Origin of the sequence: Phormidesmis priestleyi ULC007 (assembly GCF_003003695.1) — a bacterium.
Lineage (GTDB): Bacteria > Cyanobacteriota > Cyanobacteriia > Leptolyngbyales > Leptolyngbyaceae > Phormidesmis_A > Phormidesmis_A priestleyi_A.
Genome location: NZ_PVWG01000001.1, coordinates 224961 through 242502, shown reverse-complemented (window position 1 = coordinate 242502; position 17542 = coordinate 224961). Strand labels below are relative to the sequence as shown.

Sequence of the window (17542 nt, the reverse complement as noted above, 5' to 3'; positions counted from 1 at the left end):
AAAAGATCCCTATCGAATGGCAGAGAGACTACAGGTTCCAATTCAGCGCGGCGGCAATCTGATGGGCAAGTTCTAGTGGCTCAAAGGGTTTGCCGATCGTCGCTTTAATCCCCAGTTGAGCATAGTGGTGCTGAGCAGAAGTCTGAATCTTAGCGGTTAGCAAAATGACTGGAATGGACTGAGTTGCAGCATTGTTGTGAAGTTGGGCAAAGGTGGTCAGTCCATCCATTTCAGGCATCATCACATCGAGCAAAATCGCGTCTGGTTGTTCGGCTATGGCTCTGATAATGCCTTCTTTTCCAGAACTTGCCGTGATCACCTCCCAGTTTGCAATCATCTCTAGACAGATTTTTGCAACTTCCTGAATAAAGGGTTCGTTGTCAATAATTAAAACGCGCTTCATTTAACATTTGCGCCTTCTAAATTTTCTGACACCAAATGATTGAGCAGTGGATCGCTGCCCTGCCACAACGGTAAAACAACCGTAAAGGTTGAGCCTTTTCCTTCACCGGGGCTTTCTGCGCGAATGGTGCCTTGGGTGAGTTCGACTAAGTGACGCACGATCTCCAACCCTAATCCTAAACCCCCAAACGATCGCGTTGTGCTGCTATCGGCTTGGCGAAACCGATCGAAGACTCTAGGCAAAAAGTCGGAGTCAATGCCAATTCCGTTATCAATGACCTGAAGCTGAAGGAATTCTTCATTCAGTTGTTTCTCTAGCTTCACCTCAACGGTGCCTTCGTTGGGCGTAAACTTGATGGCGTTGGTGAGCAGGTTGAGAATTACCTGCTGCAACCGCATCGGGTCGCCCCAAACTTTGCTGACCGATGGAGCGATCGAGGTAATTAACTGAATTGATTTTGCATCTGCTTGCGGTCGCACCGAGTCGATCGCAATCTCAACTACGTGAACAAGATTAACCGCACAGTAGTTAAGCTGAAGCTTGCCCCGAATCATTTTAGACACGTCTAGAATGTCTTCGACCAGTCGCGATTGGGCTTCGGCATTGCGTTCGATCGTGGCTAACGCACGGGCCACGCTAGTCTCATCCATCTTCTTCGATCGCAGCAGTCGCGCCCATCCCAACATTGAGTTAAGGGGCGTTCGCAACTCGTGGGATAGCACTGCGAGAAACTCGTCTTTCATGCGGCTGGCGGCTTCGGCTTCTTGTCGAGCGATCTGTTCGCGCAGCATTTCGGCACGGGTTTCTTCGGCTTGTTTGCGCTCAGTGATGTCTTCCATCGTGCCCACATAGCCTAAGAGTTCTCCTTGAGCCGACAGCATGGGGCTAGAGCGCACGTGCATCCAGCGTGGCGCGTGGTCGTCACTGGGGTCAAACCGCAGTTCTTCAGAGTAGTGACTGCCCTCGCACACATAGGTTTGCCACTGGGCGATCGCCCGTTCCTGGTCTTCGCTACAGACCGACGGAAACCAGCCTGCTGCTAAACTCTGAGCTTCAGTCAAACCGCAAATCGCCTGAAATCGCGGATTGGCATAGGTGCAGCGCCCCACCGAATCAACGACAAAGATGCCGACCGGAGAGCAAGCACTCAGTGATCGAAATCGTTCTTCGCTTTGGCGCAGTTCCCCATTCATGGCCACAAGTTGGGCGGCTTGTCGCTGCACCGCTTCGGTTTTCTTAAACAGATCAACGAATACGGTGACTTTAGAAATTAGAATGCTAGAGTCAATGGGTTTGAACAAATAATCAACTGCCCCCAGCGCATAGCCTTTAAACATAAGCTGATCGCTGGCACTAAAAGCAGTGAGAAAGATAATCGGAACGTGGCGCGATCGCGAACGACTACGAATTAATGTAGCGGTTTCAAAGCCATCCATGCCTGGCATTTGCACATCCATCAAAATGACAGCAAAGTCTTGATTCAGCAGATGTCGTAATGCTTCTTGCCCAGAGTTGGCTCTCACCAAATTCCCCAGATCACCGAGAACCGCCTCTAGTGCTAGCAAGTTTTTTGGCTGATCGTCTACCAGCAGAATGTTTACTTTCATATCGGGCTGCATAGGCTTTTCTGAGTAGAAGAGAATATGAATTGACTGCAAGGGAAACTGTGCCGAGGTTGTCTCACTAGTTCAACCTCCGGTAAAGCTTTTCACCCATCGCAATCTCTTCATACTGCTTTTCGTAGGCAGTGAATTTAAGAGACTCTTGTCGCCCTAAACCAAGAATGCCAAACGGACACAGACTGCTATGAAACAGACTGCAAACTTGATCTTGGAGGAGGTGATTAAAATAAATCAACACGTTGCGACAAATAATCACGTTAAATTCATTAAACGATGAATCGGTCGCAAGATTGTGCTGCGAGAAAACAATATTTTCTCTCAACGATGAACGAAATATGGCGCTGTCATACGCAGCCGTATAGTATTCTGAGAAACTACTTTTGCCACCTGCTTTCAAATAAAATTGCGTATATTCTTGCATTAATTCTAGTGAGAAGATGCCCTGCTTTGCTTTTTGTAAAACAATCTCGTTCGTGTCAGTTGCGTAGATGCGACAGCGATGATAAAGCCCTTCTTCTTGAAGCACGATCGCCATTGAATAAACCTCCTGCCCACTCGAGCAACCCGCGTGCCAAATGCGAATGAAGGGATAGGTTCGCAGCAGGGGCACCACCAATGTTCTAAAGGCGAGAAAAAAGCTGGGATCTCGAAACATGGCTGTCACGTTGACCGTGAGGCTGAGCAAGAACCGCTTCAGACAAGCCCGATCGTGCAAGATTTGTGCCTGCAATGCCGAAACAGTTGCGATCCCCTCTACGTTAAGAAAACGACGAATGCGTCTCTTAAGCGAGTCGGCAGCATAGTTGCGAAAATCGTGACCATAGTAACGATAAATGCCATCTAAAAGCAACTGAATTTCGATGTCCTCTAAGTTAGGGGTGGATGAGATGGTGTCCATCAGCGAATAGTCTACTCAGCAAAGGGCATAGAGTTGCTCACTCTTAGGGCAGATTATTTCTAGCAAAGCTCTAGGGACTGGTTTAACACTTTTGAAAGCCCCTCTCCTGCGGGAGAGGCAAGGTGGTTTCATTGTCGCTAGAGCACTTAATAAAATCTTCGGCTTCTACATAGGCCCCGTGAATTTACGTGTTTACTGAATGATAGTTTTCTACTTTTGACTTAAACTACCCGGATATTTGCTGAGTCGTTTGTATGAAGAAAGCAAAGGACTCCGTATCCGTAACGAAGATTTATGGTAACTCGTGTTCGGTCACAACTCAGTTTGATTGGTCAATCTACGCTAGTGCTGCTGGTGGCAACTGCTTGCTTTTCTCCCGCGATCGTCCAGGCTCGTGTGCAGCCAAACCCGGCTCCTGCCAGTGTGCCCACGCCGTCTGAAGACGACGGCTATCTTTTAGATGGGGGCGATCGCATTCGCGTCGATTTCTTTAGTGTGCCAGAGTTTACGGGTGATTACCAGGTGTTACCCAATGGCACGGTCAACTTTCCGCAAGTGGGAGCCGTCTCATTGCAGGGTCGAACGCTCAAGCAAGCGGCAACGGTCATTTCGAGGCGATTTGATGCCATCTTGACGCGCCCGATGGTAACGGTTAGCTTGACGACAGCGCGCCCTGTGACGGTGGCGATCGCGGGTGAAGTGAATCGTCCGGGTTCTTACCCAGTGCCAGCCGCCGCGGGAGGCAGCCCTCGTTTAACGCAAGTTTTGCAGTTGGCTGAAGGGGTGACTCAGGCAGCCGATATCGATCGCGTGCAGATTCGTCGCCCTCGCCCTTTTAATCAAGGTGCAGACGAAATCATTACCGTCAGCTTAGGGCAACTGTTGCAAACCGGAGATGTGCGGCAAGATTTGCGGTTGCGCGATGGCGACAGCATTCTGATTCCTACAAGTTCTCAAGTTGATTTAAACGGCATGAGACGATTAGCGGCGGCTAATTTTGCCACCAGCACCACTCGCCCGATCAAAATTGCTGTGGTGGGAGAGGTCAATCGTCCGGGCCCTTATACGCTCACTCAGGCGGGTGGTAACGGCAGCGGTGACACGAATACGCCAACGCTGCAAGCAAACAGTGTGACTCGCGCGATTCAAACGGCAGGCGGCATTACTCAGACTGCTGATGTTCGCAAGATTCAGGTGCGACGAATGACGCAATCGGGCGACATTCAAACCATTAACGTCGATTTTTGGAAGCTGTTGGCATCGGGCGATCTGCGTCAAGATGTGCCGCTTCAAGAAGGCGACACGATCGAGATCCCAACCGCGACGACACTCAACGATCAAGAAGCAACTCGAATTGCCTCTGCCAGTTTTTCAACCAACAAAATCAACATCAATGTGGTGGGAGAAGTGGGACGACCTGGAACTCTGGCGATCGATCCCAACACGCCACTTAATCAAGGACTATTAGCGGCAGGGGGATTTAACGATCGAGCACGAAAAGGGTCGGTCACTTTGATTCGTCTCAACCCCAACGGAACGGTGACAAAACGAGATATTTCTGTCGATTTTGCTCAAGGGCTTAACGAGAAGGGCAATCCAGCCCTCCGAAATAATGACACGCTGGTAGTCCGAAAGTCAGCTTTGGCGGGCGTTTCATCCACGATCCAATCGATCCTATCTCCGTTTAGTGGATTGTTGGGTGTGTTTAGACTTTTCGGTTTATAGAATGCAGTTTCTAACGGATTGACGAACTGATGCAAAACAGCGATCGTAGACAAAACACAAGTTAACTAGAAAAGAATGCTTGTAATGACGAAACGCGAAGTTGAACAAGCTAATGATTAAGTAATCTATCAACTATAGATTACTGATAGAAAATCTCTGACCTACAAAGAGATTGATTCAGGGTGCGAAAAATTTGCAGATTTTCAAATTTTTCAGAACAATTCTGATGGTAATTATAAGGCTGCAAAAATATTGAAAGTGTAAAAACTTGATGAATTGATACACGCACTCAAAATATGCAGCCATAATTCTTAAATAATCAGAACAACTACCAGATTACGTATTGAAGTAGAAGTCAAGGGTGTCATTTTTTTTAACAACTTATTGACGAACCACCTACAATCTAGCTTCGCTGGTTTCTGGTAATGAAAATTGCACTAGTCCACGATTATTTAACGCAAAAAGGTGGAGCAGAGAGGGTTTTTGAATTGCTCTGCCAACGCTATCCTCAAGCAGATATTTATACCTCTCTCTACGATCCTGATAGAAGTATTGATTTGGGCGATCGCCAAGTTCAGACGACCTGGCTGCAAAATATTCCCAACGCTGCCGAGCATTTCAGACTGTTGGCTCCCTTATACTACCCGGCATTTCGATCGCTCGATTTGCAAGACTACGATCTGATTATTAGCAGCACCACCAGTTTTGCAAAAGCAGTCCGCAAACGCCCTGACGCTCACCATATTTGCTTTTGCAATAACATCACTCGATTTTTGTGGGATACCCAAACTTACCTGCGCGAATATGGCAGCTTCCGCCGCTTTTCTCCAGCGTTAGAACACATCTTTCGAGCCATGCGAACGACCGATTTGAAATACGCTCAAGAACCCGATCTTTATATCGGTAACTCTAGTGTGGTGGCAGATCGAATTCGGCGCATTTACCGTAAACCTGCGATCGTGATTAACTGCCCGATCGAAACGAGCAAATTTACTCCGTCAGACGTGAAAGAAGATTTCTATCTTGTCTCGTCACGACTGTTGAGCTACAAGCGAATTGACCTGGTGGTCGAAGCCTTTAACTGGCTTGGCTGGCGCTTGGTGATTATGGGAGACGGCCCAGAGCGCGAACGGCTTCAATCACAGGCTCGCAGCAATATTGAATTTTTAGGCTATGTGCCTGATGTAGAGCGAACTCGGCTGATGTCTAAAGCCAGTGCCGTCATTGTTGCCGCGCTTGAAGATTTTGGACTGGTGCCCGTCGAGGCGAATGCCAGTGGCACTCCAGTGGTCGCTTATGGGGCAGGCGGAGTTTTAGATACTCAAATCCCCGGTAAGACAGGCATTTTGTTTAAACGCCAAACACCCGAATCATTGCAGCGAGGATTGGTGCGATCGCGCAATCAAGAATGGGATTACAAAGCGATTCGAGAACACGCGATCGATCACTTTTCAGAAGACACGTTCTTCCAAAAACTCGAAGCCGTGATCGACCAGGTTTGCCAATCGCCGCGATCGACCCCTCATCTACATCAAGAATCTGACCTGGATAGAGAATCTTTCCCGATCTCCTCCATTCTCCGCGAAACGGTTCTATAAGAAGTCTGCACATTCGACATTTGCCATTTACCAACTTGAGTACAACCCTATGACAGCCGCTCAACCAAAACTGAATCTGTCTGCCGCCACCGATCCCGGATATGGACAATTATTCGCCATTCTCAAGCGTCATTATCTTTGGGTATTGGCTGCTGGTACGGTATCGGTGGCGATCGCCTTTGCCTACACCCTCAAACAAGAATCGACTTACATCAGCGGCATGCAGTTTCTGGTTGAGCCAAACTATCAGGGAAAGAATAGCGGAGCAGACCCCTTTACGGATGCCACGGTAGAAGTCGATTACGCCACGCAGATTTCGTTAATGCAAAGCTCTAATCTGCTGAAGAAAGCGATGACATTACTCCAAACAGAATATCCAGAGCTTGATCCAGACAATCCTGGAAGTGTCGGTGGATTTAGAGGCGCGCTGACGATCGTGCAAGTAGGAACCAAAAAAGTAGACACTAAAATTTTTAGCATCACCTACACCAGCAACGATCCGATTAAGACGCAGAAAGTTCTGCAAGCGGTGCAAAAGGTCTATCAAGATTACAATCTCCAGCAGCAGCAAGATCGGCTGACGCGAGGGCTGGCTTTTGTCGATAAGCAACTTCCGCAGGTTGAAGGCAAAGTCAAAGATGCTGAGGCAGCCCTAGAGCAGTTTCGGCGCGACCAATCGCTGATCGAGCCTTCTGCCGAGGCAGCCGCCCAAACAGAGATGCTCAACCGATTGCAGGCTGACAAACAAGCGACTTTGGTGCAAATTCGAGAGTTGCAGACGCGCTACGGTGATTTGCAGCAGAAGGTCAATCTCTCGCCTCAGCAAGCGGTGCTAACGGCGCGTCTCAATCAGTCAGGTCGCTATCAAGCGGTACTCAATGAAATTCAGAAAACAGAGTTGGCGATTCAGCAGCAGCGAGTTCGATTTAAAGAAAACACGCTCAACATGCAGCCATTGCTTGATCAGCGTCAGCGACAATTAAAGCAACTCCAGCTTGAAGCCAGTCGTCTTTTGGGCAGCAGTTCTCCCGGCTCTGGGGAAAGTCTTTTATCAACCGGACAACTGGGCGGGTTTGACCAAACGCTGATCGGTCAATTTGTCGAGACACAAGGCAGTTTAAGCACGGCTCAAGCGCGATATCTCAGTTTGTTGAGCAGTGAGCAGAAGGTGCGTGCAGAACTGCAACGCTTTCCTCAACTGCTGGCCCAATATGAACGGTTAAAGCCAGACATTGAACTGAATCGAGACACCCTCAAACAGTTGCTCAAAGCTCAACAAGACCTAGGGTTAGAGATTGCGCGAGGCGGCTTTGCCTGGCAGGTGGTCGAACAAGCCCAAATTGGTGCTAAAACCGGCCCTAATCTTCAGAAAAATTTGATGCTGGGTCTGGTTGTTGGCATTCTTTTAGGCGGTGTGGCGGCGGTGTCGCGAGAAGTGCTCGACGATTCTGTTCACAGTTCTGACGAGTTAAAACAGCAAACCGCTGTGCCATTGCTAGGCACGATTCCTGAACTCTCGCTGGGGGCCATGAGCGGAAAACCATCCCTGCGGCTTTCGGGGCAAACTCAAGCGCTACTGCCGCCGATCACACAACTCACCAAATGGAGGCCGTTTCGCGAGTCGCTCGATCTGCTCTACCAAAACCTGCAACTGATTAACGCAACGGCTGAACTGCACTCGATCGTCGTCACCTCTACGTTGGCAGGAGAAGGCAAATCTACGCTATCCGTCGGGTTAGCCATTAGCGCAGCGCGACTGCATCAACGAGTGTTGTTAATTGATGCCGATCTCCGGCGACCCAATTTGCACAAGTTGCTTAATCTACCCAACGAACAGGGGTTGTCTACGCTTTTGGTCAGCCAGAGTCCGATTCCTCAACAGATTGAAACTCAGGACGCTAACCTGCGGGGGAACATCTCGGTGCTGACAGCAGGGCCGACCCCGGCTGACCCTGCCAAACTTTTGAGTTCTCAGCGGATGAAAGAAATTATTGCCACCTTTGAGCAGACCTATGACCTGGTGATTGTCGATGCCCCACCCGCGCTGGGAATGGTAGACGCTGTGTTGACGGCATCTTGCTGTAGTGGCGTTTTGCTGGTGGGGCGCATCAATCAAGTGACTCGACCGAAACTGACTCAATCGATCGAGATGCTCAACCAGCTCAATTTAATCGGGGTCGTTGCCAACGGTGTGAGTAGCCCAACAGTTCGTGAGACTTACTACTCTGCTCAAGACTAACGGTTGACTTGGTTAACCCGCTCTGAAGTTCAGTCTTCTGCCCCTTACACAACAAAATTGTCCTATGCTCTCTAGCCCTCTTGTTTCCTCAGATTGCGCCTTCACTAGCTCCGTTCTAAGTGAACCTAAATATGCTCTGAACTGGCGGCTCCAGAAGTTAATTGTTCGCGCAGCGAGTTCGCATCCTCACGTTTCACTGCCCCATCTGAATGCAGTTCCGTGGTTAGTGGATTGTCTACGTCTGTCGCCGATTCAGCTAGTGAAGTTGGATTTGGCGATCGGCGAAGAAGCGCTACAGCGTTGGGCAGCAGCCTGTCAGCAAGCGGGGAAACCTGCGTTTGTTCGCACCCCCACTAAACGCGGATTTCTGCAAGCACAACGTCCTGTGCGGTGGGGTCTGAAGCGAGTCTCCGATCGCATCATTGCCGCTATCTTGCTGCTGATTCTCAGTCCGCTCCTTCTGGTGTTGGCACTGCTGATTCGGCGCGATCGCGGTTCAATCTTCTTCCGGCAGTGGCGAGTGGGTGAGCGAGGTCGGATGTTTCAAATCATCAAGTTCCGCACAATGGTGGAGGGTGCAGACCAGATGCACCACCAAGTCATGAATCACCAAGCCGGGTTACACAAACTCGAAAATGATCCGCGTGTCACCAGTGTAGGGCGTTGGTTACGCCGCTATAGCTTAGACGAGCTACCGCAGTTGATTAACGTGCTGCGGGGTGAAATGAGTCTGGTGGGCCCGCGTCCTTGGGCGCTCTATGATGTGGTGAGAATCAGCCCAGACTTACATCAGCGTTTGAATGCGTTACCGGGAATGACGGGCGCGTGGCAGGTGCAGGCTCGATCGACCCAGCTTGATATCAGCATCGTCAATCGGACTGACCTTCAGTATTTAGAAAGCTGGTCATTGCGGCGCGACTTTAAATTCTTGCTGTTGACAATTCCCAAAGTTATTTCAGGGTTTGGAGCGTACTAATGCAACCTAATATACAGTCGGCTCGAAGAGAAATTGTGATTGCCGCTGGTCAGATTGAAAAGCAGTATTGGCGAGACTTGTGGAAGTATCGTGAGTTGCTCTACTTTCTGTCTTGGCGAGACATTTTGGTGCGCTATAAGCAAACTGCGATCGGACTCGCCTGGGCGCTAATTCGTCCGTTTCTGACAATGGTGGTGTTTACGATCGTGTTTGGCAATATTGCTAAGTTGCCGTCTAATGGCGTTCCCTACCCGATTCTGATCTTTTCTGCATTGTTGCCCTGGCAGTTTTTTTCGAGTGCAATGGGCGAGTGTAGCAACAGCTTGGTGGGTAACTCCAATTTGATTTCAAAAGTTTACTTCCCTCGTTTAATCGTGCCGCTCAGCGCCGTGGCCGTCAGCTTTGTAGATTTTATGATCTCTGGCATGATCTTGCTGGGGCTAATGGCGTGGTATAACTTTGTTCCCAGTTGGAGAATCTTATCGCTTCCGCTGTTTGTGTTGATTGCATCGGCAGCCGCAATCGGAATTGGGCTATGGTTTGCAGCATTAACGGTGAAGTATCGAGACTTTCGCTATATCGTGCCATTTGTGATGCAGTTTGGATTGTATATCTCGCCCGTTGGGTTTAGCAGTAGTGTTGTGCCAGCGCAGTGGCGGTTGCTTTACTCGCTCAACCCGATGGTGGGGGTGATTGATGGGTTTCGCTGGGCAATTTTGGGAAAAGAAGCTGACATTTATCTACCTGGATTTGCTTTGTCGATCGGGCTGGTCATTCTAGTTCTGATCAGCGGCATTTGGTATTTTCGGAAAGTAGAACGGACGTTTGCAGATGTGATTTAGCGATCGTCACCAGGCGTTACCCATCGCATACGAAGTTGAAAACCTGAAGGATGGCAATAGACTAGTTGTGTAAACCAGATCGTCGTAGGTCGTCAAGGCTAAAAGTGATGAAACATCTATCAGCAGAACTTCTCAAAGCAATTGTTGAGCGGTTGGTGCAGGGTTTGCAGCCAGAAAAGGTAATTCTGTTTGGCTCTCATGCCTATGGGGAACCCAATGATGACAGTGACATTGACATTTTAGTGATTGTCCCTGACTCTGATGAACCCCGTCATCAGCGGGCAAGTCAAGCTTATAGTTCTCTGTGGGGATTGACCGCTCCAACGGAGATTTTAGTGTTAACGCGCCGAGAGGTAGAGAAATCAGCTACGGTGGCGACATCGCTGGTCTCTCAAGCACTTGAGAGGGGTAGAGTGCTTTATGAATGAGGCAAAGCGGGATGAGATTCGCCAGTGGTTGATCAAAAGCCAACGAGACTTGGGGGCGGCTCGGCTATTGCTCAAGAGTGAGGAATCCTATCTTGATATATCGGTTTACCACTGTCAACAGGCATCCGAGAAAGCAATCAAGGGTTACTTAACTTACCAGGACGTACTTTTTCAGAAAACTCACAATTTGGTAGCTCTACTGGCACTCTGTATTCCTTTAGAGCCTGGTTTTGGTGAGTGGAGAGCAATGGCAATTAAACTAACGCCTTACGCAACAGAGTTCCGCTACCCAGGAGAGGCTGTAGCTCCAGGACAATCTGAAGCAGATCAAGCCTTTGAAATGGCAGTGGCATTTGTGAAGTTTGTGATTCAAGTTTTGCCGCCTGACTTGGGCTTATAGCAACTATTGTGTGTTGTGAGTAAAGGTCATTTGATTGTCCTGATTCAGTCCAGAGTGGTCGAAGTTGATAATAGCGAAACAGGTAGGGGTTGTAATGTCTGACACAATCATTCAAGTTGAGAACCTAAGTAAGAAATATATTCTGGGTCATCAGCAAGAAGGAAGCAGCAGCTATAAGTCATTGCGAGAAACGATCGCCAATGGCGTTGGGTCTTTGTTTAAAGGTCGCTCTAAAGACCGCGCTGCTCAAGAAGAGTTTTGGGCGCTGAAGGACGTTTCGTTTGAGATTAAACAGGGCGATCGGGTTGGCATTATCGGTCGCAATGGCGCAGGCAAATCAACCCTTCTAAAAGTTTTAAGCAGAATCACAGAACCAACCAATGGCTCCATTCGCATCAAAGGACGAGTCGCCAGTTTGTTAGAAGTGGGGACGGGCTTTCACCCAGAGTTAACTGGTCGGGAGAATATTTTTCTCAATGGCGCAATCCTGGGGATGAGTAAGGTAGAAATTACGCGAAAGTTTGATGAGATTGTAGCGTTTGCAGAGGTGGAGAAGTTTCTTGATACGCCTGTAAAACGCTACTCTTCGGGGATGTATGTGCGTCTCGCTTTTGCGGTTGCTGCTCACTTAGAACCAGAAGTTTTAATTGTGGATGAAGTGTTAGCAGTCGGCGATGCTCAATTTCAGCAAAAGTGTTTAGGCAAAATGCAGCAGGTTGGTCAAGAAGGAAGAACTGTGTTGTTCGTTAGTCATAATATTGGCGCGATTTCGAGTCTCTGCAATCAAGGAATCTATTTGCAACAAGGACAAGTCAAATGTGTTGGCTCAGTTGATGAAGTGGTACACGACTATATGATGGCGCTTTACAAGGGGCAATCTTATCCTGCCGGAGTGATTTACAAGAATGATAAAGTTGATCACTCTAAATTTCAGGTTACTGAAGTTGCTGTTTTAGACGAAAAAAATCATCTTATTCCTATTATTAAAACTTGGGATTACTTAAGGATAAGAGTTCGTTATTATGCACCTCGACCTGTGATTTCTGGGTCGGTTGTTTTGGAGATTTCAACGTTTGACGGAAACAAGCTGATTCAATATTCAACTCAGCCTCTTAGCGGCATAGAGTTATCAATCTCAGAGGGTGAATCTTTTATTGATTGCATTATCCCTCGTCTTCCATTGGCTGCTGGAAACTACAGGTTAAATGTTGGTTTAGCTGTTCCAATGCTGGAATGGCTTTGTTGGGAAGAAGATCTTGCCACGATAGAAGTAACGGAAGCAGACATTTATCGATCTAAATTTCCTCCAAATCAGGAAAGAACTCCAATTGTTGTAGAGCATTACTGGGAGACTAGCCACAATGAAATCAGTTGTCAAACTTATCCCTATACCCATTCGTGATCGCTATCGTTTGCAATGGCATGATTTTAAGCTTAAGCTGCTAATTGATTCTGAAAAATTCAAGCGACAGTTTTTTCGTCCGGCTTTCCCTAATGTTCAAGATGGGAGCATCAACCTACATTTAGGCTGTGGTTCTGTCGATCACCCAGATTTTATTAACGTAGATGGGTTGCCAGCCCCTCACATCCATTATGTTCGTGCAATTAATGATTTGTCTCCTTTCAAGACGGAGAGTGTTGATCTTATCTATGCTAGTCACTGCCTAGAGCATTTCTCACATCTTCATGTTCCGCAAGTTCTGGATGAATGGTTTAGAGTTTTGAAGAAGAAAGGAGTTCTTCGATTGTCTGTTCCTAACTTTGATTTGCTTCTCAAGATCTATCAAGAAAACAGTTGTGATATTGATACGATCCTTACGCCGTTGATGGGAGGTCAGGACTATCAGTATAATTTTCACATGATTGCTTTTAACAAGAAGAAGCTAGAAACCTTGTTAATCAATGCTGGATTTCGTGAAGTTCGAGAATGGCTACCAGGCTCATCCGAATTTACGACTTTTGATGACTACTCTATCGGCAAGGTTTACGTGAATCATACAGATTACTCTGTAAGCTTAAACATTGAAGCAGTTAAATAAGCTTTAGTTCTGCATAATCTAACATTAATTTAGTTTGAGGAAATTGTTTGGATATGAGAACTAAAGCTCATCACCTAAGTTTGGAAGATTTGCCCACTCCGCCTGCTGGTAAGACAGGGTTTCCTTGGACTGAACAAAGTCAGCCGTCACCAGATCGCTTACCTGACGGGTCTGAATATCCTCGAATTAGTATTGTGACTCCTTCCTACAACCAGGGAGCATTTCTTGAAGAAACCATTCGATCGGTGCTTTTGCAAAGCTACCCTAATCTCGAATACATCATTATGGATGGTGGGAGTACCGATAATTCTGTTGAGATTATCAAAAAATATGAGTCATTTCTAACCTATTGGGTTAGTAAACCTGACAATGGTCAGACGAATGCAATCAATGAAGGGTTTAGTTATATCAATGGTGAAATTTTCACCTGGCTAAACTCAGACGATGTTTACACCCCAGACGTATTAAGGAATATTGCAAAAGCTTTCTGGAAAGACAACTTTAATCTCTGCTATGGACAGTGTGAATTTGTTGATACTGAAGGCGGCTTTTTATTTTCCTGGCCCTATGTAGAAAATCTGACTTTATCCACGATTTTAGAGAAGAATTTAATTCCACAACCATCCTGTTTCTTAAATACGCAGTCGATCAGAGAAAGCGGCTTACTCGATGAACGCTTACAATATGCTTTCGATTATGAATATTGGGTGAGATTGTTACTCAGGGATGCAAAAGTTACTTCCATTCCGGTAGTTCTGTCTAAATACAGGCTCCACGATCTCTCTAAAACCCAATCATCTAGACATAAATTTGATGTTGAGATGGAGCGAATTCATCAAGAAGTTCTTGAGCAGAATGATACGAATAGAATTAGAAGAGCGATCGCGAAGTGCTACGCAAGATTTGCGAATGAACATTATTTTTGGCACCACGATCGAGCCAGATCAATGTTCTACTTTCACAAAATGCTGCAAACAGATCCCTTCGCCTGCGATCTATTAGGTTTGAAAGTTTACGTGAAAAATTTGCTTAACAGGAAGCACTATGCCAAAAGTTAGCATTATCACGCCTTGTTATAACTGCGATCGCTACATCGGCAAAACGATCGAAAGTGTGCGATCGCAAACGTTCGCCGACTGGGAACATATTGTTGTCGATGATGGAAGTCGAGATAATTCTGCTCAAGTCGTGCGATCGTACCTGAGTGGCGATCCACGTCTCCGCTTGATTCAACAATCTAATCAAGGAGTTGCAAGTGCGCGCCTTTCAGGAGTTAATGCTTCCTCAAAAGACAGTGACTATTTATTGTTTCTTGACGCTGATGACTGCCTCGATCCAGAAATGCTGTCTGTGTTAGCTGAGTATCTAAATCAACATCCAAAAGTGGGGCTTGCCTATTGCCACTATCACTACATCGATGACAGTGACGCGATTATTGAAACCCCCTATTTCCCCAGGTTTGCACCCTCTCGCTTTGGGGTACATGAGTTGACTGACGAAGAGCCTATCACGCCCTTTGTGAGTGTTTTTATGCCTGCTGTGATTTTGCCGTCTATTTCACTGATTCGACGAGCTATCTACGATCGCACCCCCGGATGGGATCAAGCCTTTGGTCAACCCTGCGAAGATACTGATCTATTTCTGCACATCGCTTTGCACAGCCAGGTTCATTTTGTGCCGCAAAAACTGGTTAGGTATCGACGGCATGACCATCAGTCAACCACAAACTCAGAAAGGTATGCTCAACAGCAACAAAAGCTTTATCAAAAATGGCGACATTTAGAAAGTTTAACCGCCGAACAAAAAGCACTCGTCAAAGCTGCATGGCGTTTTCGTCAGGGTCGGGTGACTCCACACAAGGGGTTAGAGGCTGGCACACGGCATCTCAAGCAGGGAGAAGTTAGACAGTCCCTCCGGTTCTATGGAGGTGCGCTTCGACGGTACGCTGGGTCTTTTTTACCGGAATTAATGAAGGAAGCCGATTCTTGACATGAAGATCTTACTCGTCGCTCAACACTATCACCCGGTCGTGGGCGGCATCGAAACTGAGGTGCGATTGATGGGGCAAGAACTGACGAGCAGTTGCCAAGTCGAAATTGCCGCCGTCAATTTTTCAACATCCAAATTACCAAGACGGCTGACGATTCTTCATCCACATCTATTGGCGAAGCCGCACCTGAGCCATAAAGATGGGCAAGTTCCGATACACGCCTTAAGTCCAACTCAGATGGATCGGCTACGTTTGTTGCCAATCGCCGTTCAAGTCATCCCTGGAGTCCGGCGGGTCGCTAATGATGCTGTCAGGGAATTTGGCTATCAACGCTATCGTCAAATCTTTGTGCCCAAACTGCGTCAAATCATGCAGAATGTTGACGTGGTGCATTCTGTAGCGATTGATTATTTAGGTTGGGCAGCTCAAGAAGCGGCTCACGGATTGGGAATTCCATTCATTTGCACACCTCATGTCCATCCTAAACAATGGGGCGATGATGGGCAGAATGTAGAATTTTATCAGCGTTGTAATGCTGTTGTTGCTCTAACAGAAGGAGATCGAGAGAACTTGATCGCTTTGGGTGTCTCTGCTCAACAAATTCAGGTAATTGGCATTTGCCCGATTCTGCCACCCATGGCTGATCCAGGTCAGTTTCGCGATCAACACGGGCTGCAAGATTTCCCCATTGTTTTGTTTGTGGGACGGATGTGTGAGTACAAAGGAACAAAAGCAATTTTGGAGGCAACCCAGCAGATTTGGCAGCATTGTCCTGAAACTCGCTTTGTCTTTATCGGTTCACACACACCAGAATCTGCAAAGTATTTTGATGACAGCGATCCCCGCATTTTATATCTAGGGACAATCAGTGAACAGGAAAAAGCAAATGCTTTTGCTGCCTGCACGGTGTTTTGTATGCCTTCAGTCAATGAAACCCTGGGAATAGTCTACTTAGAAGCTTGGAGCTATGGTAAACCTGTCATCGGCGGCAAAGCTCCAGGGCTACCAAGATTTATTGAGGGCAATGGCGGCGGGTTGACGGTCGATCAATTCCCCGAAAATGTTGCTTCGATCATTATCCATCTGTTGCAAGATCCCCAACTTCGCCATCAGCTAGGGCAATCTGGAAAGTTGTTGGTTGAACAAACTTATTCAATGCAAGCGATCGTCAATCAGCGTCAGCTACTGTATCAATCTTTGATAGAACACAGTACAGCAGTTCACTGCGATCGCGATCGTGAAGGCATAACAGAGTCGAAAAATAGGTAACCTCCCTGCGACGCTTGAGCGAGTCACTCAATCTCTACCAACATCACAAATGATGGAACCAAAAATTATCTGTGTTACACCCATCAAAAATGAAGCTTGGATTCTCGATCGCTTCATTCAATGTGCGAGTCTTTGGGCAGATCACATCATCATTGCTGACCAAAATTCTACAGATGGCTCTCAAGAGATTGCCCGACAGTATCCCAAAGTGACGCTGATCGAGAATCCATCTCCTGTTTACGATGAAGGCGCACGGCAGGCACTTTTGCTCAATGCCGCGCGACAGATTCCGGGCGATCGCTTAATCATTGCGCTAGATGCCGATGAAATGCTGACCGCAAATTGGTCAACCAGTCCTGAATGGCAACAGATTCTCCAAGCACCCAAGGGGACAGTACTGTATTTCCAATGGGTGAATGTCATGCCAGGATGTGCTTCAGGCTGGCTTTGCGAGACTAAATTGCCGTTTGGATTTGTTGATGATGGCAGCGATCATTCGGGGCAAGCCATTCATAGCAAACGAATTCCTCTGCCAGAAAAGGCTCCCTTGATCGCACTACAAGATATCCGAGTCCTCCATTACCAATACACCGATTGGGATCGAATGGAGAGCAAACAGCGATGGTATCAGTGCTGGGAGTGCATCAACAATCCGACCAAGCGACCCATTCAAATCTATCGACAATATCGTCATATGTATGGGGTTGCTCCCTCCGAGGTTCAACCGCTAAAACCAGAATGGCTGGCAGAATATGTTGAACAAGGCGTAGATATGACAACTATTCAACCTCGCGCTTTCTATTACTGGGATCGAGAGTTGTTGGATCTTTTCTCTAAGTATGGAATCGATCGATTTAGAAAGCTAGACGTTTGGCAGGCAGACTGGCAGGAAATGAGTCAGCAGATGGGGTATGAGTGGCAGCAAGGGGAGCCGTTAGCTGATCCCCGCAACTCGTTTGAAAAATCAGTTCATGCTTGGCTAAAGCAGACTCAAAAAGACTCAAAGCGCTGGACAATTCGACTTGTTCAGAATCTCCTGAGAATTTTTGGATGGTAAGCAGAAACCCATGTAAAAGAATGGTAAAACTCCCGATCTGTAAGTATACGTCTGAA

Annotated in this window: 16 protein-coding genes; 13 read left to right on the top strand and 3 right to left on the bottom strand. The window is 47.3% G+C overall.

The window, feature by feature from the left end; genetic code table 11:
- Positions 1–28 precede the first annotated feature (28 nt).
- The 3 genes from C7B65_RS01070 to C7B65_RS01060 form a co-directional block, all read right to left on the bottom strand.
- On the bottom strand, positions 29–403 hold the full coding sequence (locus C7B65_RS01070) for a response regulator (protein ID WP_073069058.1): 375 nt from the start codon (positions 401–403) through the stop codon (positions 29–31).
- Positions 400–2010 (bottom strand): hybrid sensor histidine kinase/response regulator, encoded by a 1611-nt coding sequence (locus C7B65_RS01065; RefSeq protein WP_223257256.1) that lies wholly within the window; start codon positions 2008–2010, stop codon positions 400–402. Before C7B65_RS01065 ends, C7B65_RS01070 begins: the two co-directional genes overlap by 4 nt.
- 76 nt (positions 2011–2086) lie before the next feature.
- The gene (locus tag C7B65_RS01060; RefSeq protein ID WP_073069056.1) at positions 2087–2923 is read right to left on the bottom strand and encodes a CheR family methyltransferase; all 837 of its coding nucleotides are present in this window, start codon (positions 2921–2923) and stop codon (positions 2087–2089) included.
- Between the two features lie 294 nt (positions 2924–3217).
- Between C7B65_RS01060 and C7B65_RS01055 the strand changes: the two genes are divergently transcribed.
- The 13 genes from C7B65_RS01055 (at position 3218) to C7B65_RS00995 (ending at position 17486) form a co-directional block, all read left to right on the top strand.
- Positions 3218–4648, top strand: coding sequence for an SLBB domain-containing protein (locus C7B65_RS01055; RefSeq protein ID WP_073069055.1), 1431 nt, complete (start codon positions 3218–3220; stop codon positions 4646–4648).
- A 425-nt stretch (positions 4649–5073) separates the two neighbouring features.
- On the top strand, positions 5074–6246 hold the full coding sequence (locus tag C7B65_RS01050; RefSeq protein ID WP_083582601.1) for a glycosyltransferase: 1173 nt from the start codon (positions 5074–5076) through the stop codon (positions 6244–6246).
- Between the two features lie 49 nt (positions 6247–6295).
- Complete coding sequence (locus tag C7B65_RS01045; RefSeq protein ID WP_073069054.1) at positions 6296–8485, top strand: GumC family protein; 2190 nt, start codon at positions 6296–6298, stop codon at positions 8483–8485.
- A 64-nt stretch (positions 8486–8549) separates the two neighbouring features.
- Positions 8550–9461, top strand: coding sequence for a heterocyst development glycosyltransferase HepC (gene hepC / locus C7B65_RS01040; protein WP_073069053.1), 912 nt, complete (start codon positions 8550–8552; stop codon positions 9459–9461).
- Positions 9461–10303, top strand: a complete 843-nt coding sequence (locus C7B65_RS01035; protein WP_073069052.1) for an ABC transporter permease — start codon at positions 9461–9463, stop codon at positions 10301–10303. Before hepC ends, C7B65_RS01035 begins: the two co-directional genes overlap by 1 nt.
- A 107-nt stretch (positions 10304–10410) precedes the next feature.
- Positions 10411–10731: a nucleotidyltransferase domain-containing protein gene (locus C7B65_RS01030; protein WP_073069051.1), complete on the top strand. Its 321-nt coding sequence runs from the start codon at positions 10411–10413 to the stop codon at positions 10729–10731.
- Positions 10724–11131: a HEPN domain-containing protein gene (locus C7B65_RS01025; protein ID WP_073069050.1), complete on the top strand. Its 408-nt coding sequence runs from the start codon at positions 10724–10726 to the stop codon at positions 11129–11131. Before C7B65_RS01030 ends, C7B65_RS01025 begins: the two co-directional genes overlap by 8 nt.
- A 94-nt stretch (positions 11132–11225) precedes the next feature.
- On the top strand, positions 11226–12533 hold the full coding sequence (locus tag C7B65_RS01020) for an ABC transporter ATP-binding protein (protein WP_083582599.1): 1308 nt from the start codon (positions 11226–11228) through the stop codon (positions 12531–12533).
- Entirely contained in the window at positions 12493–13170 is a 678-nt protein-coding gene (locus C7B65_RS01015; protein WP_073069049.1) for a class I SAM-dependent methyltransferase, read from the top strand. The genes C7B65_RS01020 and C7B65_RS01015 overlap by 41 nt, the downstream gene beginning before the upstream one ends.
- 53 nt (positions 13171–13223) lie before the next feature.
- Positions 13224–14228 carry a glycosyltransferase family 2 protein gene (locus C7B65_RS01010; RefSeq protein WP_073069048.1) on the top strand — a complete coding sequence of 335 codons (1005 nt, stop codon included), beginning with the start codon at positions 13224–13226 and terminating at the stop codon, positions 14226–14228.
- Positions 14215–15159, top strand: a complete 945-nt coding sequence (locus C7B65_RS01005) for a glycosyltransferase family 2 protein (protein ID WP_073069047.1) — start codon at positions 14215–14217, stop codon at positions 15157–15159. Before C7B65_RS01010 ends, C7B65_RS01005 begins: the two co-directional genes overlap by 14 nt.
- Before the next feature lies 1 nt (position 15160).
- Positions 15161–16429, top strand: coding sequence for a glycosyltransferase family 4 protein (locus C7B65_RS01000; protein WP_073069046.1), 1269 nt, complete (start codon positions 15161–15163; stop codon positions 16427–16429).
- 49 nt (positions 16430–16478) lie between these two features.
- Entirely contained in the window at positions 16479–17486 is a 1008-nt protein-coding gene (locus tag C7B65_RS00995; protein ID WP_073069045.1) for a glycosyltransferase family 2 protein, read from the top strand.
- Positions 17487–17542 lie beyond the last annotated feature (56 nt).